Origin of the sequence: Bartonella callosciuri (assembly GCF_014203215.1) — a bacterium.
Lineage (GTDB): Bacteria > Pseudomonadota > Alphaproteobacteria > Rhizobiales > Rhizobiaceae > Bartonella > Bartonella callosciuri.
In genome coordinates, this window is the sequence record NZ_JACHIM010000006.1 from 38614 (window position 1) to 61377 (window position 22764).

Here is a 22764-nt window from a genome sequence, read left to right on the forward strand (position 1 = left end):
ACGCAAAACATTGCGCCCAATACGACCAAACCCATTAATTGCAACGCGAACCGTCATTTACATTTTCCTCACTTCTCTTTATAGCGCGACAAATGGACATTGATTTCCAACGGTCCCAAATTATTAATAGCCACAACTTCAATATCTTGATCAATCATTTTTCACATGTGGGCACAAAATATTGCACCCCATACGACCAAACCACTCATTATAAAACGAAACGTCACTTCGTATTTTTCCTACTTATCTTTTCAAGTTCTTTTTCAACGGTAGCAACCACATTCTCACAAGTGATACCGAAATGCGCATAAAGCGCATCAATTGTTCCACTAGCACCAAACCCTTCCATACCGATAAAAACACCATCACCGCCAATAAAACAATCCCATCCTTGTCGAACAGCCGCTTCAATGGCAATTTTGATCGGTGCATTACCAATAAGAGCACGCTGATAGGAGAGAGATTGCTGTGCAAAGAGTTCAAAACAAGGCACAGAAACCACACGCGTTGGAATCCCTTTTCTTTCTAATATTGCATGGGCTTTTACCGCAATTTGTAATTCTGAACCGGAAGAAAAGAGAGTCACTTGCGCATCATCACTTGCCGTTAATAATTCATAAGCACCGAGCATACAAAGATTTTCTTCTTCATATTCTTGACGCAAAAGCGGTAAATTTTGTCGGCTTAAAGCCAAAGTAGAAGGTGTTTTGCGTGCATTCAAAGCCAATTGCCAACACTCAACTGTCTCCATAGCATCAGCAGGACGGAAAACGAGATGATTAGGCATTGCACGCAAGGAAGCCAAATGCTCCACAGGCTGATGCGTTGGTCCATCTTCACCAAGACCAATAGAATCATGGGTCATAACATAAATCACGCGCAATCCCATCAAAGAAGAGAGCCGCATTGCCGGACGCATATAGTCAGAAAAGCATAAAAAGGTTCCGCCATAAGGAATAAACCCACCATGAAGCGCAAGACCATTCATCACAGCTCCCATTGCATGTTCGCGAATTCCATAATGCAGATAGCGCCCTGAAAAATTTTCAGCAGAAATACTTTCCATCTGACTCGTTTTTGTATTATTAGATCCGGTTAAGTCAGCAGACCCACCAATGGTTTCAGTAACAACTTCATTAATAACTTCAAGCGCCATTTCAGAAGCTTTACGCGTGGCAACAAAAGGACGCTCTTTGATGAGTTTCTGTTTATAATCATCAATAGCGCCATAAAATCCACCCAAGAGATCGCCCCGTATCAACCTTTCAAACTCCACCCGTTCTGACACGGGCAAATTGGCCAATTTCTCTTCCCATTTTTGGCGTTTTTTCGCAGCATTGAGACCAGCCAAGCGCCAATTATCAAGAATATCAGCTGGAATAGTGAAAGGTTCAGAATCCCACCCTAAAGCGATACGGGTTTCAGCAATTTCCCCCGCTCCTAAAGGCGCTCCATGAACTTTATTGGTTCCCGCTTTATTTGGTGCTCCAAAACCAATTGTTGTTTTACAAGCGATCAAAGTTGGTTTATCGGAATCCTGTGCCAACTCGATAGCCTTTGCAATTGCTGCTTGATCATGTCCATTGACTTTGTGTGTCTCCCAACCAGACGCTTTAAAACGCGCTATCTGATCTGTACTATCAGCAAGGGAAATTGCTCCATCGATGGAAATATTATTATCGTCCCATAACACGATAAGCTTATTGAGTTTCAAATGCCCAGCAAGGGAAATAGCTTCTTGAGAAATCCCTTCCATGAGGCACCCATCGCCAACTAACACGTAAGTATAATGGTTGATGAGATCACCAAAACGGGCATTTTGCAAGCGCTCCCCAAGCGCCATCCCCACAGCATTCGCCAACCCTTGTCCGAGGGGGCCAGTGGTTGTCTCGATTCCCGCAGCGTGCCTATATTCTGGATGCCCAGCAAGCTTTGACCCTAGTTGGCGGAAATTTTTGAGATCCTGAAGAGAGATATCTTCATAACCAGAAAGATAGAGTAAAGCATAAAGCAACATAGACCCATGACCAGCCGACAAAACAAAACGGTCACGGTTGGGCCAATGAGGATTTTTAGGATCATGGGCAAGGAATTTTGTATAAAGGACGGTAGCAACATCAGCTGCCCCCATTGGCAAGCCAGGATGACCAGAATTTGCTTTTTCAATCGCATCAATAGCAAGAAAACGGATAGCATTGGCCATCTGATTCTGTTGTTCAGTATTTGTCATAAATGATCGACCATTTCGTTAAACAGGTTATTTTGTTGCTTTTTCTGCATTTTCTCAATTTTTTGAGAAATACTGTTTCTTTTAATTATCGACGTGAGATTTCTTTATCACTTCATTGATACTAATAACATCCCCCTCATACATTCCTTATATACATATCATTTATGCCAATACTCTCAAAAAATCTAGCTTTTAATTCACATGTATCCCCTGCTTTGCTTGCTAAAATATCCTAGATACTTAAAAATAAAAGACTCGCAAGAAAAGAAAATAATTGATTCGTTTTTGCATAAAGAACTAATAAAGGATACAATTACCCAAAGGATAGGAGTATCATGAACCAAGAAACTACGGTTCTACCACACGCTTTAGAGCAATTGGAAAAAGCACTAAGAACCTTAGAGATCACCATTATAAATCGCAATGCCGTTATTGATAAAAACAACGAATGGGAAGAAGAAATTCAACGAATGAACGCTGATCGTAGCCATCTTGCGCAAACGCTTGACAAAGCGGAATCCCAAATTGAGCGGTTAGAAACAGTAAACAAAGAAGTTTCTAAACGTTTGATAAAAGCGATGGAAACGATTCGTGTCGTTATTGACAGATAAAGGTTTGAATGCATGGAAACTGTTTCCGTCACTATTGATGGTAAAGTGTATCGTATGGCTTGCGATAAAGGGCAAGAGCACCATCTCATTAAGCTTGCGGGTCGATTAGACCAATATATCACACATCTAAAGACAAATTTCGGTGAAATCGGTGATCATCGTTTATCCGTTATGGCTGGTATTATGATTATTGATGAAATGGAAGAAATAAAACGAGAAAATAAAAAATTGCAAGAAGACTACACAGCTCTTTTACGAGAACACAAGGAAAGAGATCGCACCATGGGGAGGATTGTACAAGACACGACAGAGCGCATTGAGAAGATCACCCAGCAACTGCTTAAAGATGGGCAAAACAGTCTTAAACTTCAAGAATAAGAAGATTCATAAACACACACCAATTCTTGAACCAACCAGTAGTCGTAATTTTCCCAGTAGTCATAATTTTCAAAGATGAGCATAATTGTAAAAGAATCGTGCACATTGCAACAGCAATAAACAAAAAAAGTATCCTCCAAGAAAAAGTTGTGCTCATATTCTGCGAACTCTTGTCATCATATTAACAGGCACGCCATAAATGATATGATACTAAATCCATTGAAAGAGTGCCATTTCTCCACTTTTCAATGAATAAACGTAACAGCATCATTTTCGTTCCTTGTTCCAATCTATGCACAAAAACATCGCGTCATAGTTATCTTCTTTCAATGGTGCGGCTGCTCTTGCGTTGAGACAGTTTATAAAAAGGATACATTTTTCAAACAGTTTTTATGCACCCGCCCATTCCTCTTATAACACGTAAGTAAATGTTTTTTAGGCTTTGAAGAGAAGGGTTTGGAATGAAAAAATGTGCTGCTATTCGATGCGCTTATTTAAGGTGAAGAATTATAAATTATCATTATAAAACAATATATTATGCGCATAGTAGAGAGAAAAAACTATATAAAAATGTCTAAAAAGACAATGAGAAATAAATCAAAGAACAATGTGCCATAAACATCTCAGTTAAATATAGCAATCCATCATAAGCACGGCTTCTTCAGAATAAAGACCACAAGCGGATTCAGCAGAAAACTTCACAGTACCGCTTTTGCTCTTGGCATAAACGGCTGTAACAAGATCAAACAGCTCTCTCCCATGTATGATCTATACAAAAGAATATTGCCCCTCAAAGATTCAAGCACCCTTTGTTCCGCTTTCAAAAACAGCAGCGATACGTAATAAGCTCAAAGCACCAGGCGTGCCAAAGGGAATACCTACTTTCACAAGAAACCTATCTCCCCCTTGGCAAAAACCTTCTTGAAAAGCAATGGCAGCGGCACGATCAACCATATCCTCCAAATTCCGCGCATCTTGCACGACAACACAATGAATCCCCCAAACAAAGCCAAACGCCGTGCTGTTTCCAAAATAGCTGATAAGGCAATAATGGGTGTATTTGGGCACTCACGAGAGGCACGCATACCCGTTGTGCTTGGAAGCGGTGTAAGTAACGATGACTGTTCATTGAAATGTTTCGGCGAAAAACGGAGCACATAAAGCCCCCATTAAATTGCCTTTGTTCCGCTTTCAAAAACAGCAGCGATACGTAATAAGCTCAAAGCACCAGGCGTGCCAAAGGGAATACCTACCTTCACAAGAAACCTATCTCCCCCTTGGCAAAAACCTTCTTGAAAAGCAATGGCAGCGGCACGATCAACCATATCCTCCAAATTCCGCGCGTCTTGCACGACAACACAATGAATCCCCCAAACAAAGCCAAACGCCGTGCTGTTTCCAAAATAGCTGATAAGGCAATAATGGGTGTATTTGGGCACTCACGAGAGGCACGCATACCCGTTGTACTTGGAAACGGTGTAAGTAACGATGGCTGTTCATTGAAATATTTCGGCAATCTGTCGTGCTACAAGAGAAATCGCATCCGTCCCTGTTGACTCTGGCACGGGATGCTGCGCACCCACCTGAGCCTCATAAGTGGGATCTTTCTCAATTTGCCTAGTAATTCGCTCCATCATAAGCACTGCTTCTTCAGGATAAAGACCAGAGGCTGATTCAGCAGACAACATAACAGCATCACTCCCCGCATAAACTGCTGTAGCCACATCAGAAACTTCTGCCCGTGTTGGAACAGAGGATGTAATCATTGATTCGAGCATTTGCGTCGCCACCACGACAGGCTTTCCCACTAAACGACAAGCTTTTATCAGTTCCATTTGAAGTGCAGGAATCCTTTCCAACGGCATTTCCATACCGAGATCTCCCCGTGCAATCATGCGGCCATCGGAAACATTAATAATCTCTTCTATATACTCCAAGGCTTGAGGCTTTTCGATCTTAGCCATCAAAGACACTTTATTTTTCTTCAACTGGCGCAGCGCTATAATATCCTCTGGGCGTTGGATAAAAGAAAGCGCAACCCAATCAACAGGCTATTCCAACATTGCGTGAAGATCATATTTATCCTTTGGCGTCATCGAACCAAAAGGCAAAATCGTAGCAGGAAAACTGACCCCTTTTCGATCAGAAATATGCGTTCCAGCCACCACAAGACATTGAACGGAATACCATCACACACTTATGCCTGCAGTTCCAGCTTTTCCATCATCAATCAACAACCGATCCCCTTGTTTTATAGCAGCTAAGACATCCTTATGAGGAAAATAAACACGCTGTGCATCGCCTAGTACATCACGATCATCTAATGTAAACGTTTGCCCCACCCGCAAACTTCTTGACCTTTAACAAAACAGCCAACACGCAATTTTGGTCCCTGTAGATCCACTAGAATACCGATGGGCCGTTGAACGATTTTTTCAACCTTCCGTATGCGCTTGACCAATCATACATTGTCTCATGGTCAGTGTGGCTCATATTCAGACAAAAAACATCAGCTCCCGCTATAAAAAGCTTTTCAATCATCGCAGAAGAAAAAGAAGAAGGACCCAGAGTAGCAATAATTTTTACTTTACATTTACGCTTCACGGTGAGGAAGCTCCTGAAAGGGAAGGAGAACGCGCAACCGAATCAGCAAACAAAGACTCATCGGTCAACTGCACCATCCAACTGGTTTGATTCCCTGTATCAATTTCCTTAAACTTCGCCCTTTGATACCCTCGAGGAAAACAATCATGAACCCCTTGAATGGTAAATTGACTATCTTGCACACACATGGTGATAGAACCCGACCAATTGCCTTTTTTCTGTGCACCCTCTGCATAAAAATAATAAAACCGTGAAGATAGCGGCCCCTCGATTAAGGTTTTACACTCCGTCATGGGAACCATCCACCACCCTTCGCTCACCCAGCCTGAAAAGGTAGGATAACCAAGAGCGACACCAACAGACTGTTGAGTCGTATTACACACCCTAAAATCAGCCTTTGCAAAAACAACAAACGCGCATGAAAACAGAATGCTCAAGAGAAAAACCTTCAGCCCTTTCTGAAACACCCATTCCTGTTTTTTGGTAACCATAAAACCGCCTTTATCACGTAAACCCTTAATTTATCACGTAAACCCTTAAAATAAAGCATATATCCCTTTTCTTCTTTTTTCAAAAACCTTTCAAATTTCTCTCATTTTATTCTTTATTTTTTGCTTTTTAGTGCCTTTTTATTAATGCATATTCTTAAACTTTTACAAAATATTTAAAGACAATTTGTAAAAAACTGTACAGCTTGATTTACTTTATTGTTTTTCAGGCTTTCCTAACAAAAATTTATCGTCAAAAAACAGTTTTAAAGTATACAATCTGGAGAAAAATGCAATGAACACAGTAACCGATGAAACACACGCTATATCCGTAAACCAATTACGTGCTTTTATCGAACGTATTGAACGGCTAGAAGAAGAGAAAAAAACCATTTCTGATGACATTAAAGAGGTTTATGCCGAACTTAAAGGCTCTGGTTTTGACAGTAAAGCTGTTCGCAGCATTATAAGGTTACGCAAAAAAGAAGAACATGAACGCATGGAAGAAGAAGCAGTCATCCAGCTTTATAAAAATGCGCTTGGTATGAGTTGAATCCATTGATAACAACGAATATTTTTTCAAAATGAAAAGAGAAGTTGAAAATGTAAAAATGAATAATGCACATAAATTTCTGCCAGAAATGAACAGTTCGTGTAACTTGCGACGAGAATATCGACAACATATTACTTCTTGGCGAAGAGATTCCATGAGAAAGCGTAATATCTCTTACCCCCAAGAGCTGTTCTCAGACTTCAATCTAGTCGTTAACATACAAGATGAGAAGAAAGGTGGAGGAAAATACCAAATGGCTATGAAGATATTGTTCTATATCATGCGCTATTTGCACAAATAAAATGGCAAGAGAACTGCCAAATATCACACCGTGAAAAAATTGACTCTGAAATGGGGTGTCAAGCTTCTTTAAGAAAGGGTTGCAGAAACGCAAACAAGTTGAGAATATAATAACAAAGCAGAGGGATAATTAAACTGATGGCATAATCATTTAAGGCAAGAAGACCCTGAACTTTCACAGGAGAACAAATTCACAATGGTGAATTAAATGACCAATATATTGCGCATTACAAATTTGCCCACAGTGGCAATAGTTGTGCTCTATGATTTGCCGTTAATGAATAAATCAAAAAATCTATAAGCAGCAACAAAGACATCGTTATATAAAAAACTTATGCATTAAAATATTAAATCAACGATAAACAAAAAGCTTTGTGTTTAAAGTGAGCACATAAGTTTTTTATGAAAAGGAGGGATTTAAAAAGAGAAGAACCATTGTAAAATGCAATCAAAAAATGATACATGATTAAAATTATATCCGATTATCTGTAACTTTTTCCCTCATTCTATCCCTTTTTGCGCAAAACTTGTCGTTTTTTATGAAATCTCTCGTTGACTTTCCGTTTTTTGAGGTTGATTTCATCAAACAAAGAAAAAGGCATTTGAAAAATTGAATGAGAAATAGGCGAACTCGTATATTTCTAGGAGGAGAAAGTTATGGCAATCAGAACAAAACGAACAATTTTTACATTGGTCGGTTTAGAAGATGCCAATGAACTATCTTCTTATTACCTGCGTAATGCGAATCATTTACATCCTTGGGAACCGGTACAATCTGATGATTACAACACCTTAACAGATTGGAAACCACGCGCAAATATCTTCACTTGTGAGAGTGCACAAGGACGCGCATACCGCTATGGTGTACGATTGAAAAATGAGAACACAATCATCGCCATCGTCAACTTTACAAATGTTGTGCATGGTGTTTTTCAAGCCTGCCACCTTGGTTTTTCTCTTGAAAAAAACATCAAAGAAAAGGCCTCATGTTCGAGATTTTATTTGCTCTGATCCTCCATGTTTTTCATGTTTATCACTTGCATAAAGTGGATGGCAAATTATACACCTGAAAACATCAGAAGTGGAATTTTGTTGAAGTACCTTGGTTTTGAGAAAGAAGGCTATACCCAAGATTATCTGATGATTTCCTGCCAATAGAGAGATTATATTCTCACCTCTCGAATAAATGCTTCATATGAATGTCTTAAGCGATCAGAATAAAGTGTTTTAAGATGTTTTTATCAGATATTAAAATGTGAGACTCTTTAAGCTTTACGAAAGTCGGAAAAAATTTTTTTACTTTTTTCCCGCAAAAGTGCGAGACAAACTCTTCTTTTTTTGCATCTAGTAACTTTTTTCTCTTTCCAGAGCTGGTACAAATCTCTGTCAGCACCGGTACAAATTATTGTTAAGTACTGCAAAAACTAAAGACAAAAAAGAAGGCGTGATCTTCCAAATCTCTTAAAATGTCCCTAACAGCCATTAAGGCGAACGGATTTCTTTTTCATATTCTTCCCGCAAAAGTGCAAGACAAACTCTTCTTTTTTTGCATCTAGTAACTTTTTTCTCTTTCCAGAGCTGGTACAAATCTCTGTCAGCACCGGTACAAATTATTGTTAAGTACTGCAAAAACTAAAGACAAAAAAGAAGGCGTGATCTTCCAAATCTCTTAAAATGTCCCTAACAGCCATTAAGGCGAACGGATTTCTTTTTCATATTCTTCCCGCAAAAGTGCAAGACAAACTCTTCTTTTTTTGCATCTAGTAACTTTTTTCTCTTTCCAGAGCTGGTACAAATCTCTGTCAGCACCGGTACAAATTATTGTTAAGTGCTGCAAAAACTAAAGACAAAAAAGAAGGCGTGATCTTCCAAATCTCTTAAAATGTTCCTAACAGCCATTAAGGCGAACGGATTTCTTTTTCATATTCTTCCCGCAAAAGTGCAAGACAAACTCTTCTTTTTTTGCATCTAGTAACTTTTTTCTCTTTCCAGAGCTGGTACAAATCTCTGTCAGCACTGGTACAAATTATTGTTAAGTACTGCAAAAACTAAAGACAAAAAAGAAAGCGTGATCTTCCAAATCTCTTAAAATGTCCCTAACAGCCATTAAGGCGAACGGATTTCTTTTTCATATTCTTCCCGCAAAAGTGCAAGTTCCAACCATTCTTCTTCCTTTTGCGCACAAATACTTTTCTTCTCTTCCAGTGCTGTTGATAAACGCATGAAACGCTCTTTATCGTTGCAATACAGTGCTGGATCCAAAAGTTCTTGTTCAATTTTTTTTATTTCATCCTGCAAAGCAGTGATTTGTTCAGGCAGTTTTTCCAGTGCATAAACCTGCTTATAAGACATTTTGCGCAGCTTTATTTTCTCCCGCCCCATAAATCCACGATTTACGGGTGAAGGGTGTTTTGCATTTTCCTGTGCACGCGGATTTGACAGTCCTTTACGCTGTGATAACTCTTTATCTTTACGCACTAACAATGCAGCTTGCTTGTTTTGTGCCATCATATCACTATAACCACCAGCATACAAAATCCAATGACCATCACCTTGGGGCGCCAACATATGGGTTACAGTGCGGTCTAAAAAGTCCCTGTCATGGCTAACCAACAACACTGTTCCGGCAAAATCGGCAATAAATTCTTGCAACAAATCCAATGTTTCCATATCCAAATCATTGGTCGGTTCATCGAGAATCAAAAAGTTTGCCGGACGCGAAAGCAATCGAGCAAGCATGAGGCGAGCTCTTTCTCCACCTGAAAATTCCTTGAGTGGTGTACGCGCTTGCTCGGGTAAAAATAAAAAATCTTTCATATAAGAGACGACATGGCGTTCTTGCCCATTAATTAAAAGAGTCTCGCCCCGACCACCGGTGAGATAATGCGCTAGCGTTTCTTCCTCATTTAAAATGCGCTGTTGATCAAGCAGTGCCATGGACAAGTTATATCCATGCCTCACCGTTCCACTATCAACCGCTTCCTGGCCGATTAGAGTAGAAAGCAAGGTTGTCTTTCCGATACCATTAGGGCCAACCAACCCGATTCGATCACCCCGTTGAATACGCAAAGAGAAGTCTTTTACAATCACGCGCTCGCCATAAGACTTTGAAATTCGCTTTGCTTCCAGCACCAATTGACCAGAACGAGATGTTTTAGAAGCTGTCAAAAGAGCAGTCCCCGGTTGCCCTCTATAGATTTTATGCATCTGTCTTAGTTTTTTTAATTCCCCCAAACGACGTACATTACGTTTACGCCGAGCGGTTACCCCATAGCGCAACCACTGTTCTTCACGAGCAATCTGTCTTCCCAATTTATGCTGTTCAAGAGCTTCCTCTTCCAGCGCCTTATCACGCCAATTTTCAAACTCGGAAAAACGTTTTTCTAGCCTTTTTGTTATCCCGCGATCAAGCCATACCGTTGAATGCGTAACATTTTCCAAAAATCGTCGATCATGGGAAATCACGACAATTGCTGAAGGCAAAGAAGATAAAATCCCTTCAAGCCATTCAATGGTTGGTAAATCAAGATGATTGGTTGGTTCATCTAAAAGAAGAATATCCGGTTTTGCGGCAAGAGCGCGTAACAACGAAGCGCGCCGCTTTTCACCCCCAGAAAGGGTTGCTAACTTTTCCGTTCCTGAAAAACCAAGACTTGTGCGAAGTGTATTTATCCACTGCACATCAGGGATATCATCCAGACCATCTTCGACGAAAGCATGAATATCTTCAAAACCTGAACAATCAGGGTTTTGCGAGACATAACGCAACGTGACCCGAGGGTGGCGAAAAATTTCCCCACCACTCGGTTCGCTCATTCCAGCGGCAATTTTTAACAATGTTGATTTTCCACAACCATTACGGCCCACCAGCGCGATGCGCACCCCTTGCTCAACCGATAAGCAAGCCTGATTGAGTAAGGGAGTTGTTCCAAAGGTTAGGAAAATGCGGTCAAGCCGCAGCAGCGGCACTGCCATTAACGGACATGTTGAGGACAAGGTGCCTGATACATTACACCTTTTCCATCACGGAAAGCACATAATTTTGGCGTCTGCATTCTTGGCATCTGCATTCTTTGAGCGCAAGGTGCCTGGTAAACGCGACCTTTAGGGGTACGATACGTGCACAATAATGGCTGCTGAAGAGCCATTTCTTTTTGCTGTCTTTTCTGATCTGCTGCAGCACCTGTTATAGTCCCTGCAATTGCACCAAATGCTGCACCGGTAAGCGCTGCTCCAGGCGTGCTTCCAGCAATTGCTGTTCCAGCCAAAGCCCCTATTGCTGCTCCTCCCACACCATAACGTGCCACGCTTTGATCACTAACTGAACACGCCACTGTACTGAATCCAATGGCTGAAATGACTGCCACTTTTAAAACTGATTTTAACATATAAAAACCTCTCCTTATCAAGATAAAGTATATAATTCATGCCGGCATTTAATCACTTTTCTCCCTCTACCTTAGCCAAATAGACTCGAAGCGTTTTCTGGAATAGGTATAGACGCCAACAATATAGCTCTTCCAGAACCTAAATGATAATAAAAAGTTCCACAAATACGGTTAGAAAGTGTTAAAGAAGACCCAAATGACACATTTTTATCACAAATAGGCCATTTTACACCTGAAAGCGTTAATCCTTGTAACTCAGAAAAACCGATAATACTAAACAAGCATCCATCAGGTAAATCATATGAACAAGGGATTGGCAAAATAGGCCATCCTTCCTCCACACCGCTTGTCAAAAATACTGAAATTCCTTTTTCGGCCATCATCAATGCTTGTGTCATATGAGAAAGACTGTGATCAGTTCTTTTACCTCCCAAAGCACCACATAAAATAAGCTTTTTAGCGCCATTTTGCAGAGCTCTCTCACATGCCAGAGCACTATCGGTCATATCTTTATCAGAGGGAAAAATCTCACGCGGAATATCACTATATTTGTCGATTAAAGTTTGATCAGATGAATCGAAATCACCTAACCACAACTCAGGAATCACATGCAACGCTGCTGCATGACGCATTCCCCCATCGGCAGCAATGACTCGACTGTTACGAATTTGCTTGAGTAAACGATCAGTAATACAAACATCTCCATTTAACAGTATTGTAAATGTTGTCATACTATATTATGCCTCTTATAATGCTTCCTTTTTAGCCTCTGTTTATAAAAAATAGCCGTTTTTTATAAACAGTAACCGTAATATAACCCCAGACCCCTTTCCCAAAAGCTTCTTTATTGTAAAAATACAGATTTATTGTAAAAATACAGACAAAATACCAATGAAATCTGCCAAAACACAACCCAAAAATACGAGGTACATTCGTCGAAAATACCAAGTTTTTCAGCGAAACTTTCTTTTTCGTACCGGAATGTCTAGAACAACTCTTATAAGTTTAATACTTCTCCTTTCTGCTTGTCATACCCGTTTCTCCCAAAATGATATGCTTCCTTGCAATTCTTCTAGAACAATCGAACAGACCAGCAAAGATAATATCTATGTCACATTAAATGCTATGCAACACCTGCATATTTTGCAAATCTATGGTGGCGCCTATCATGACGCAAAACTTGAACGCCTCTTAGCAAATATTGTGCACAAACTCAGAGCCGTGTCACCAAATTCTCACCAAAGCTATTCTGTCACCATTTTAAACTCGGAAAGCGTCAATGCATTTGCGCTCCCCAATGGTTCTATCTATATAACCCGCGGCATGCTTGCATTGGCCAATGATTGTGCAGAAGTAGCGTCAGTTTTAGCCCATGAAATAGCGCACATTACTGCCCATCACGGCATTTTACGCCGACAAAAAGAAGCTGAATTGAAGATGAAAAATCCCATGTCATCCAATCTTCTCTCGCATACGGGAAGAAAAATTCAGAACCCCATTGAAGACAAGCAACAACTGGCACAGTTTTCACGCAATCAGGAACTGGAAGCTGATTCACTCGCACTAGACATGCTCCAACAAGCTGGATATGATCCCTTTGCTTCTCCGCGCTTTCTCCAATCGATGGAGGCCTATAGCGTTTTTCGTAATATCTCAGGAATTCCAAATGCCCCCTTAGATTTTCTGGCTAGCCATCCAACCACTCCGCAACGTGTTCGCCTTGCGATAGAAAAAGCGGGTAAAATCAGTCCATCAAACATTGGAATCACGGAACGTGATTCTTTCCTCAAGAGCATTGACGGCATGATTTTTAGAGGGAATTTTCAGACAGGTTTTGTACGAGGAAACCAATTTATTCACCCGCAATTACGGGTAACTTTTTCCGTTCCAACCAATTTCACAATAGAAAATTCAATGCATACGCTTTGGGCCAGCGGACCAGGTAACATTGCTATTCGTTTTGATTCTGTACCACATCCTGCTGGAATGTCTGCAAGTGATTATTTAAAAAGTGGATGGCTTGTAGGACTCGATAAATTATCTGTCCGCCCCATCACGCTTCACGGTCTGCCTGGAGCGCACGCCCGTGCAGCCAATGAGCAGTGGCAATTTGATGTGGTTGTTATTTTGTTCAACAAACATGTCTTTCGTTTTCTGACTGCTGCCCCGCATAATTCTAAAAATTTTGAAGAGATTGCCAAAAACACGGTACAAAGTTTTGATTTTCTTTCCTCATCACAGTTAAAAAAACTGAAACCCTTGAGAATCCGTATTGTACGGGTTAAAAAAGGAGAAAGCATTGCACAAGTCGCAAATAAAATGCACTATACAACACATAAAGAAAAACTTTTTCGTGTTCTCAACGCACTCTCTCCAAGCCAAACTTTACACACTGATACAAACGTTAAAGTTATCACAGAGTAAGGGCCGCTTTTTTCATCATCTCTTCCATTTTTGATTCTTTTTTGTCGCTTTTTTACGCCTTGTCCTCTGAAGAATTTTTGAGACCAACCTTATAGACGTTTAAAACCCTTCAGAGCTCTCACACGTCACCTTCCCCATTGCAAATTTATCTTTCGAGAAAGCTTTACTGGTTATATCTCATAAGCATCCGCTGAATGGACTGTAAGCAAAGCAGAACGCAACTTTTGCAAAGCACGGGCTTCAATTTGGCGTACCCGCTCTTTTGAGATTCCCAACTTTTCCCCTAAAACCTCTAAAGTTGCTCCCTCTTCATTCAAACGACGAAAACGGATAATTTCAAGCTCCCGTTCATTGAGAATTTGCAACGCATCATAAAGCCATTGCGCGCGCCGTTGACTGTCAATCACTTGCTCAATTAAAGCATCAGGCAAAGGACTATCATCCACAAGAGCATCCATTTTAGCAACAGGATTATCACTGTTCTCAGAAACAGAAACACTCAAGGAGTTATCAGAACTAGAAAAACGGAAATCCATCGTTTCAACATCACGAACTGAAACGCCAAGCTTTTCAGCGATTGTGCGAAAGATATCTTGTTTTGAAAGAGCATCATCATCCTGCACCAATTTTGCCCGCAAGCGCCGAAGATTAAAGAAAAGCGCTTTTTGCGAAGAGCTTGTTCCTCCACGAACGATAGACCAATTTCGTAAAATATAATCTTGAATAGAAGCACGTATCCACCATGTTGCATAAGTTGAAAAACGCACTTCCCGATCAGGTTCGAATCGCGCAGCCGCTTCCAAGAGCCCCACATAACCTTCTTGTACCAGATCTCCCAATGGCATTTTGAAACGTTTAAAACGGTTAGCAATCGCAATCACCAAACGCATATGAGCCGCTGCAATTTGATGCATAGCATCATCATCGCGTTTATCTTTCCATCGAAGAGCCAAATCATGCTCTTTTTGTCGTTCAAGATAAGGCGCTTGCATAGCAGAACGTACCATATTACGTCCCAAGCTTTTATCTGCGTCGCTATAATTTTTGCTGCTTTTATAAACAGCATTTGAAAGATTACCCATAATAACCTCTTGCGATTAAAGTTATCAACATTGATTTGGCAACGTCATCATCCTTCTTTCCATGAGAAAGAACTTAAAGTTGTTTATTTTCGTTTTCACTACTTTAACGTGTATTTTTATAATCGCAATGGTTTTTTTATTGTAATGGAAAAACTTATTGCCTGAAAACACAGATCGACTAACGAAAAGACCATACAATAAACTTCTTACCTCAAGATAATGCACAAGAAAGCTTTCTCTTTCCATCCTCGTAATAGAACAGCAAAAATAAAATGCTCCTATAGAAACAGCATCGGTTTTTCTTGACCGCCAACTTATTTTTCTTTTTAGTAAAGCGTTTATTTTTATGCTTATAGTTTTATCTATTGCACTTAACTACGTGTGGTGGCGGTGTATAAAGTGTTAAAACTGAATAAGAGCTGAATAAAACAAAACCTTCGATTTAAATTTGCCAAAAGAAGCATCAAAAAATGACAAGAATGATTGAAGCAAACGCTACAAACATGTTAAAGGAACGTTGATAGAATTGTCGGAAATAAGCTTTTTACCAGTGTAGCACCGAGAAAGAAAATGATCATGGATAACAAGATTACCAAACAGAATGATATTTTTCAGGACGATATTCTCATTGAAAAGCACGGAAATGGCAAGTTTGAAGGTTTTCGTTTTTATGGAAACAAGAACAATACTTCTCAAACAAGTGATACACAAAATTTAGCAGATAATGAAAATTTGGTTCTTGCCTTCTCCAAACGCGCAATGCGCCTTTGTGCTTGTGGCAATGGAGATTTTACACTTAGTTCTGATGGAATTGTGCGCTGGATTGGTCAACCCGTTGGTCAAATTGTTGCAACAGAAGATTTTTTAAAACCAAAACTCATTGTTTTAGCTGATGCACAATTAACAGGAGAAGCCCGTGATAACGTAATAAAACGGCTAGAGCGTTTTGTGACTTTTCATTTTGAAACCGCTTTAAAGCCCCTGTTTGATTTGCGCAATGCCGATAGTTTGACGGATTCAACGAGCAATCTTGCCTTACAACTTGTTCGCTCTTTAGGAATTTTACCGCGTCGAGAAGTCGCTGAACTTGTCAAAAATCTTGATCAAGAATCACGTGCTGTTTTACGTCGTCTAGGTGTTCGTTTTGGCGCTTTCCATATCTATATTGCTGGGATGCTTAAACCCGCTCCGGTCCGAGCCATTATGCTGCTATGGAATCTTCAAAATAAGGATCATGACCAAACGGGTTTTTGTGAAATTTCTGCTGCTTTGTCTTCTGGGCGAACCTCGTTGGTTGTTGATCCTACGTATAACCGTCAATTTTATCAGTTAGCTGGTTATCGCATTTTAGGACAGCGTGCTGTACGGGTTGATATTTTAGAACGTCTTGCCAACCTGATCCGCCCTGCCCTTCATTGGAAACAAGGGAGTGAACCAAAACCCGATGGAGCTTATGATGGCAAAAGCTTTTTTGTCACATCCACAATGATGTCGATTCTTGGAGCCAATGGAACCGATATGGAAGAAATTCTAAAAGGGCTTGGCTATCAATCACATGCCATGAGTAGTATTGTTCTTGAACAACATCTTCTTACCCACAAAGCGTCTTCTCATGGACATACGATAACACAAGATATTCCTGCAGCAGAATGCGTTGGTGACCAATGGCAAACAATGAGATCCTCAACAACAATACAAGAAGCAAAAAATACCTTGTCCAGTTGCGTTGAAACACATCCCCAAACCACAGATTGTTTACCCGCCGCAGAACTTGTTGGTGATTTTTTTAAGCAAAAACAAGTTACAACAGAAGATAAAATTATTCTATTATGGCGTTATAATCACCAACTTCACCACCACACACAAAAAAAGCGTGATAAAGCGGGAAATATATGGCAAAATAAGCCAAAAAAGGCTTTTAAAAAAGGGGTAAGCATGCATGAAAATCTCCCCTCTAGAGCGGCGTCACACACGAAACATTCTTTTAAGCCCAAGAGCAGCTCCAAGACCATAAGCGCGAAGAATGCATCATTTAAGAAAGACAAACCTTCTAATCCTGATTCACCTTTTGCAAAATTAGCGGCACTTCGCGATCAACTCATAAATGATAAAGAAGCACGTAACCTTTCTTCCAAAAATTACTAAAATCAAAAATGGAGTTCGATCTTGGCCTATGTAGTAACAGACAACTGCATTCACTGTAAATACACTGACTGCGTTGAAGTTTGCCCTGTTGATTGCTTTTATGAAGGTGAAAATATGCTTGTCATTCACCCTGATGAATGTATCGACTGTGGTGTCTGCGAGCCAGAATGCCCTGCAGAAGCGATTCAAGCTGATACAGAACCGGGGTTAGAGAAATGGTTAGAACTTAATCTTCACTATGCAAACAAATGGCCTAACTTAACCACCCGAAAAGATCCCCTTCCTCAAGCAAAAGAAATGGATGGCGTTCCAAATAAATTGGAAAAGTATTTTTCAGAAAAGCCAGGAAGCGGTGAATAATGATGATACAATGACATTAGCTTCCTTTAGAAGTTAAGAAAGTTCTCTTGTAAAAGTAAAAATTCTTAAGCAAAATGATTGATTCTTGTCAATTTTGATGTTAGTGTCATCTTAACATGATCATCTTTCTAAGTATTTTTCTTTGTTTTTTATTGTAAAGCAGTGTATTTTTGTTGGATTTAAAAGTACTTAACTTTTATGCTTGCTCAATTCGTGTGATATACTTGGTTAAAGAACATTCAGCGTTCAGGTTTTTAACCTGTTTTCCGATACGTTTGTTTATCATCAAGGGAGTAAATTAAAATATGGCATCCCAACACGGAACGTCCTCCAATGCTAAAGGGTTTGCAACCTCTGAATATATCGTCTACCCTACCCATGGAGTGGGCCAAATTATAGCAATTGAAGATCAAGAAGTTGCAGGGCATAAATTAAAACTTTTTGTCATTCATTTTGCAAAAGATAAAATGGATATCAAGGTGCCAATTGCGAAGGCTCTTTCTGTTGGAATGCGCAAGTTATCTGCTGTTGATTCTGTTGAACGTGCATTAAAAATCTTGCATGGAAAAGCGCGGATTAAACGAACCATGTGGTCACGTCGTGCTCAAGAGTATGATGCTAAAATCAATTCAGGAGATCTCCTTTGTATTGCTGAAGTAGTGCGTGATCTTTTTCGCTCAAACCTACAACCCGAACAATCTTACTCTGAACGCCAACTTTATACCGCTGCACTAGACAGGATGGCCCGCGAAATTGCTGTTATTAATAGCCTTTCTGAAACAGAAGCTGTTAATCTCATAGAGATGCATCTTTCGAGAAAACCAAAGGGTGAATTTAAAGCTGAGAAAAATAAAACGAACGCAGGCGACGAAGCTGTTTATGCTGCATAATGTTTATGCTGCGTAATAAATAACAAAGTCCTTCGATAATAAGATAAAATCGGCAGTGTGTAGATTTCATTTTTTTATCAATAAACCTACGACAAAAGGACATTTGCTAGGAAATCCACCAAATGTCTTTATCTAACGATGTGTTGCTGGAATTAAAATGATATAGGCAGCATCTTAATTTTCCACATCACAATTTTCCATCTGTTATAGTCTCCCATCTCATGACAGAGTTGGTATTTGAGTCTTTTCCGCACCTCCTTTTTGAAGGGGCTGCACTTTTGAGAAAATGACTAAAACAAAGAATTCTACACTATCAAAAGCGTTTATTTTATCAAGACTAACAAAGAATTCTTTTGTCGACTTTCCTCACAGCACATGCCACATAAAACACACCTTCAAAAATTCAAGTGACCTATAAATGATGAGAAGAGATTTTTAAATCTCCTGCACCACGAAAAATTTTATGCCTCAAGTACCCTTATCGAAGAGAATAACAAAAAGAAAATCACCCGAGCATACATTTTACTCTGAAAGAAAATGAATCTTACAAGAGGTAGAGAGGAAAACTCTTAATCTTTAGCAGGTAAAACGGAACGTCCGCGATACATCCCTGTTTTCAAATCAATATGATGAGGACGACGCAGTTCACCAGAATTTTTATCCTCGATATAAGTCGGCGCCTTCAAGGCATCAGCCGAACGGCGCATACCCCGTTTTGAGGGAGAAGTTTTTCGTTTAGGTACAGCCATAAAAAGACACTCCAAATCCATTAAAACAGAAAAAGCAATGTCAAAAATGACAATGCTTCACACAAAAACACCATAAAATTTTACAGCGTTATACACTGACTAAAAGCTTTTGGCTAGACGTTCATTTAATTTTTTGTTTGGCTTTAACAGAGACTTCCGCATACAGTGGATCTAAGTATTAAAAGAGAAATTGATTTTTAAATTAAGAAACCTATACAGATTGAGGAAAACAAGAAAGAGCGACAATCTCTCGTTTACAAATTTGAAGATTTCACTTTGCAAAATATAAGGAAGCAAGAATGCATGAATTTACCACCCTTCTTGCCAAACATGGTCACAGCGTTGAAAAACGGCTTGATACACTGTTAAGTGATCAAGTTCAAAATGGTGAAATTGCCCGTCCTGAAATTTTAATCAAAGCCATGCGTCATGGTGTGCTGAATGGTGGTAAACGCCTGCGTCCTTTTCTTGTTATACAAAGTGCTGCACTTTTTAATATCCCTCCTGAACAAGCTCTCGACATCGCCTGTGCTTTAGAATGTGTTCACTGTTATTCGCTCATCCATGATGATCTTCCTGCCATGGATAACGACACACTACGACGAGGAAAACCCACGGTTCATATAGCATTTGATGAAGCTACAGCGATTCTAGCAGGGAATGCCCTCTTGACACTTGCCTTTGAAATCATTGCCCACAAAGCCGACACACTCCCTTTTGACACCAGAATCAAGCTGATCACAGCTCTTGCACAATCAGCAGGACTTGGCGGTATGTTAGGCGGTCAAATGCTTGACATTGAAGCGGAAAAGAAACCGCAAGAAAGCACCAACATTATCACTCTACAGCGCATGAAAACGGGTGCCCTTATAAGCTTTGCCTGCCAAGCAGGAGCGATCATCGGCAACGCTCCAAAAGAATTTATAGAAAAACTTGCTGCTTTTGGAGCTTATCTTGGTTTAGCCTTTCAATTGACGGATGATCTTCTTGATGTGACCGCCAGCAGCGAAATCCTAGGCAAAACTGCCGGTAAAGATGAAATAGCGCATAAAGCGACTTTTGTTCGTCTTTATGGGATTGAAGAAACACAAAAAAAACGAGATGAACTCATCGCTCAAGCAGAAACACTTCTTGTCCCTTTTGGCGCCAAAGCAAAACCACTCCAACAAGCAGCACGCTTTAGTGCAACACGCAAAAATTAAACTTTATCTTCTCTATTTTGTACTACCATTTTTGCTTAATAAAAGTACAAACCGACACGACTAGTCTATTTATCAGTTCTCAATGTTGCAATAGCCCTTAGCTATCGAGAGCGTCTATGAAAAGCACTTTTACTTCTTTCTTAAATGATTTTAAGTATTTCAACATATATCGCTTTGAAATGAGAAAAGCTTACGATGGTTGAAACTCTTATTCAGTATGAATAAGAGTAAATTACCCTTATAAATCAAACAGCTGCCACAATATGAATAGCCATGAAACGTGGGTGATAATAGTAAGTGAATATTTTCACTGAAATTTTTTGAGCGTTCCTTCTAAAAAAAACACTGAGGATAAATAAATCAATAAATATAGACCAAAAGTGGAAATTAGTGACAAGAAACCAAACATATTTACCATATACGCCCTCATGTAAAAAAATACCAATAGGCTGAACCTCTCAACGGCTGACAAGAAAGATTCATATGTGGCTATGAGATTAGCCCTAATATTATCATGCAGGACAACTTCTACACGAAGATATGTATACTTAATGAGATAAAGAATTATACAGGCTAAAATAACAGCAATTTCTTTTCTTGACTCAAAGAAAGCAACGGTAAAAATCATAGAAGCTGAAAAAAACAGTAGTAAAACAAAATTCACCCTTTCACTCAGTTTTGTAAAGAGAAAACTCGCTAATAGCTGGGAGAGCAATATAAGAAAAAATACTACACCAAAATCAAAATACGTTATATTGATATTATAATCTTTGAATATCCACTGCCAATACTGCGAAAATATATTGAAAAATAAGTGAAAGATAAAAACATAGAGATATAAGGGATTTTAACAAAAATAGAGAACATCTCTTCTGCATCATAAATTAAAGAAGTTGTTTTTGGAGTTCTTTCTCTCCTTTCAGGTCATCCAAAAAACAAACCAAATAGTGTCGTCATCGTCATTAAAAATGCAGATAGATCCCATATATATTGACTTGAATAATCTGCAAAATAAGCACCTATCAAACTAAATACAAACATGCCAATGTAATTATATTGAGAGCTGGAACCAAGCACTTTTTTAGTCGATGTAAGTTTCGTTTTTGCATATTGAATAAGTAAAGCATTATAGGCACCGGCAATTAAGGTAAGCGACAAAGCATTAAAAAATTTTACCAAAAGCAAACCATTAAAGCTTGTAGAAATTCCCATAAGAAAAAGCCATGTAGCTGAAAAAGCCGCCGCTAAAATCATAGACATTTTATAACTTTTTCTATCGGCAAAATATCCAAGAGGAATATACGTAATCATCATAACAAAAGCTTGAAATGACTTAAGATGCCTATATCGATAAGAGTTAAGCCTTTTTCTAGCATATAAAATACAATAAAGGTGCCTGTTAAAATTCTTATACCATTAAATAAAAATCCAAATGCTAATACATTAGCCATTCATTCACCAACAACACCAATAAAAAATGAGTACATCAATACCTTCAAAGTAATCAGGCCATCACTTTGTATAAAATACATAAATATAAGAGCTTACATTTTATGACAAATATGGCAATGACCGTTATACGGATCTCCAGTCCTATCAACTTGATATCCGGAAAAATTAATGAATAATGTTTTTTCTATAATTTGACATTTGTCAAAATCCGTTAAATATTTTACTGCTTCAAGAGCAGCCAAAGAACCAGCAACCGCATTATACGGATCTATCAAAGGATTCACATAGTTTTGCTTGATCTTCTTAACAAAATCATGAACATCCTTCACATGGTTCTGATTCACACATGCATAACATCTGGTTTTACCTGGAAATAATAAGTTGCTCAACAATAGCATTTACCGTAGCCGAACCGGCATATAATAGCGCACCGCTCATGTTAAAAGCAGCCTCATTCATCAAATGAAAAAAATCGGGCCTTAGATTATCTGCCGCGGATATAACAAGATCAGTGCTTTCGAATCGACAGCATGCCTTCTCTATATTATCTATTGTTTCTCATAGAACTCATAGTGAGTTGAAGGACTAATATAGGGAGCTTTATCTCTAACAACATCAACATTTTTTTACCGAAGTCATTATAATTATGGAGCATTTGCCTAGACAAATTTGTTTCTTCAACAAGATAAAAATCATAGTTTTTAATATGCCCTACACCCATTGCAGATATGTACAAAAAACATAGCTTCCGCATCCACCCAACCAACTATAGCGACCTTAGCATCTTTTAATTTGGAGTGAGCTAAAAGGGCATATTGTCAAAATTACCTGATACATGCTTAAATAAGTTAATTCGCCTATCAAATCTATTATATTCGCTCTCACTAAACCCAACTTTTCTTATAGAA

At 39.2% G+C, this 22764-nt stretch carries 18 protein-coding genes and 3 pseudogenes; 9 read left to right on the forward strand and 12 right to left on the reverse strand.

Features of this window, described 5'->3' with window-relative positions:
* Window positions 1-223 precede the first annotated feature (223 nt).
* The gene (gene tkt / locus HNQ69_RS05910) at window positions 224-2230 is read right to left on the reverse strand and encodes a transketolase (protein ID WP_183229139.1); all 2007 of its coding nucleotides are present in this window, start codon (window positions 2228-2230) and stop codon (window positions 224-226) included.
* 335 nt (window positions 2231-2565) lie between these two features.
* Between tkt and HNQ69_RS05915 the strand changes: the two genes are divergently transcribed.
* Both HNQ69_RS05915 and HNQ69_RS05920 read left to right on the forward strand, forming a co-directional pair.
* Window positions 2566-2841 carry a DUF4164 domain-containing protein gene (locus HNQ69_RS05915; RefSeq protein WP_183229140.1) on the forward strand — a complete coding sequence of 92 codons (276 nt, stop codon included), beginning with the start codon at window positions 2566-2568 and terminating at the stop codon, window positions 2839-2841.
* Between the two features lie 12 nt (window positions 2842-2853).
* The gene (locus HNQ69_RS05920; RefSeq protein ID WP_183229141.1) at window positions 2854-3219 is read left to right on the forward strand and encodes a cell division protein ZapA; all 366 of its coding nucleotides are present in this window, start codon (window positions 2854-2856) and stop codon (window positions 3217-3219) included.
* Between the two features lie 798 nt (window positions 3220-4017).
* On the opposite strand, the pseudogene HNQ69_RS05925 reads toward HNQ69_RS05920, so the two are convergent.
* The 3 genes and pseudogenes from HNQ69_RS05925 to HNQ69_RS05935 all read right to left on the reverse strand — a co-directional run.
* Window positions 4018-4338 (reverse strand): annotated as a pseudogene (locus HNQ69_RS05925) (pyruvate kinase alpha/beta domain-containing protein); the annotation flags it as partial.
* Between the two features lie 50 nt (window positions 4339-4388).
* Window positions 4389-5823, reverse strand: a pseudogene (pyk, locus tag HNQ69_RS05930) (pyruvate kinase).
* Complete coding sequence (locus tag HNQ69_RS05935) at window positions 5820-6314, reverse strand: DUF1036 domain-containing protein (RefSeq protein ID WP_183229142.1); 495 nt, start codon at window positions 6312-6314, stop codon at window positions 5820-5822. The pseudogene pyk and the gene HNQ69_RS05935 overlap by 4 nt, the downstream one beginning before the upstream one ends.
* Before the next feature lie 292 nt (window positions 6315-6606).
* On the opposite strand from HNQ69_RS05935, the gene HNQ69_RS05940 reads away from it, so the two are divergent.
* Together HNQ69_RS05940 and HNQ69_RS05945 are read left to right on the forward strand one after the other, a co-directional pair.
* On the forward strand, window positions 6607-6864 hold the full coding sequence (locus HNQ69_RS05940) for a DUF2312 domain-containing protein (protein WP_183229143.1): 258 nt from the start codon (window positions 6607-6609) through the stop codon (window positions 6862-6864).
* 957 nt (window positions 6865-7821) lie between these two features.
* Window positions 7822-8385 (forward strand): annotated as a pseudogene (locus HNQ69_RS05945) (GNAT family N-acetyltransferase).
* A gap of 885 nt (window positions 8386-9270) precedes the next feature.
* Here HNQ69_RS05945 and HNQ69_RS05950 read toward each other — a convergent pair.
* From HNQ69_RS05950 to HNQ69_RS05960, 3 genes are all read right to left on the reverse strand, one after another.
* On the reverse strand, window positions 9271-11139 hold the full coding sequence (locus tag HNQ69_RS05950; protein WP_183229199.1) for an ABC-F family ATP-binding cassette domain-containing protein: 1869 nt from the start codon (window positions 11137-11139) through the stop codon (window positions 9271-9273).
* Window positions 11139-11552 (reverse strand): hypothetical protein, encoded by a 414-nt coding sequence (locus tag HNQ69_RS05955; protein WP_183229144.1) that lies wholly within the window; start codon window positions 11550-11552, stop codon window positions 11139-11141. The genes HNQ69_RS05950 and HNQ69_RS05955 overlap by 1 nt, the downstream gene beginning before the upstream one ends.
* Before the next feature lie 71 nt (window positions 11553-11623).
* The gene (locus HNQ69_RS05960; protein WP_183229145.1) at window positions 11624-12283 is read right to left on the reverse strand and encodes a thiamine diphosphokinase; all 660 of its coding nucleotides are present in this window, start codon (window positions 12281-12283) and stop codon (window positions 11624-11626) included.
* Window positions 12284-12443: 160 nt separating this feature from the next.
* Between HNQ69_RS05960 and HNQ69_RS05965 the strand changes: the two genes are divergently transcribed.
* On the forward strand, window positions 12444-13976 hold the full coding sequence (locus HNQ69_RS05965) for a M48 family metalloprotease (RefSeq protein ID WP_183229146.1): 1533 nt from the start codon (window positions 12444-12446) through the stop codon (window positions 13974-13976).
* A gap of 170 nt (window positions 13977-14146) precedes the next feature.
* On the opposite strand, the gene HNQ69_RS05970 is transcribed toward HNQ69_RS05965, so the two are convergent.
* Entirely contained in the window at window positions 14147-15058 is a 912-nt protein-coding gene (locus HNQ69_RS05970; RefSeq protein ID WP_183229147.1) for an RNA polymerase factor sigma-32, read from the reverse strand.
* Between the two features lie 576 nt (window positions 15059-15634).
* On the opposite strand from HNQ69_RS05970, the gene HNQ69_RS05975 reads away from it, so the two are divergent.
* The 3 genes from HNQ69_RS05975 to HNQ69_RS05985 all read left to right on the forward strand — a co-directional run bounded on the left by HNQ69_RS05975 (window position 15635) and on the right by HNQ69_RS05985 (window position 18453).
* Window positions 15635-17203, forward strand: coding sequence for a hypothetical protein (locus tag HNQ69_RS05975; protein ID WP_183229148.1), 1569 nt, complete (start codon window positions 15635-15637; stop codon window positions 17201-17203).
* Between the two features lie 21 nt (window positions 17204-17224).
* Window positions 17225-17563: a ferredoxin FdxA gene (fdxA, locus tag HNQ69_RS05980; RefSeq protein WP_183229149.1), complete on the forward strand. Its 339-nt coding sequence runs from the start codon at window positions 17225-17227 to the stop codon at window positions 17561-17563.
* A gap of 305 nt (window positions 17564-17868) precedes the next feature.
* On the forward strand, window positions 17869-18453 hold the full coding sequence (locus HNQ69_RS05985; RefSeq protein ID WP_183229150.1) for a CarD family transcriptional regulator: 585 nt from the start codon (window positions 17869-17871) through the stop codon (window positions 18451-18453).
* Between the two features lie 569 nt (window positions 18454-19022).
* Here HNQ69_RS05985 and rpmF read toward each other — a convergent pair.
* Window positions 19023-19202: a 50S ribosomal protein L32 gene (gene rpmF / locus HNQ69_RS05990; RefSeq protein WP_011181291.1), complete on the reverse strand. Its 180-nt coding sequence runs from the start codon at window positions 19200-19202 to the stop codon at window positions 19023-19025.
* A 299-nt stretch (window positions 19203-19501) separates the two neighbouring features.
* On the opposite strand from rpmF, the gene HNQ69_RS05995 reads away from it, so the two are divergent.
* Window positions 19502-20404 (forward strand): polyprenyl synthetase family protein, encoded by a 903-nt coding sequence (locus HNQ69_RS05995; protein ID WP_183229151.1) that lies wholly within the window; start codon window positions 19502-19504, stop codon window positions 20402-20404.
* 924 nt (window positions 20405-21328) lie between these two features.
* Here the strand turns inward: HNQ69_RS05995 and HNQ69_RS07995 are convergent.
* The 3 genes from HNQ69_RS07995 to HNQ69_RS08255 form a co-directional block, all read right to left on the reverse strand.
* Complete coding sequence (locus HNQ69_RS07995) at window positions 21329-21718, reverse strand: hypothetical protein (RefSeq protein ID WP_246348538.1); 390 nt, start codon at window positions 21716-21718, stop codon at window positions 21329-21331.
* Between the two features lie 230 nt (window positions 21719-21948).
* Window positions 21949-22254, reverse strand: coding sequence for a ThiF family adenylyltransferase (locus tag HNQ69_RS08360; protein ID WP_425486681.1), 306 nt, complete (start codon window positions 22252-22254; stop codon window positions 21949-21951).
* Window positions 22255-22400: 146 nt separating this feature from the next.
* Window positions 22401-22610, reverse strand: a complete 210-nt coding sequence (locus HNQ69_RS08255) for a ThiF family adenylyltransferase (RefSeq protein ID WP_343056870.1) — start codon at window positions 22608-22610, stop codon at window positions 22401-22403.
* Window positions 22611-22764 lie beyond the last annotated feature (154 nt).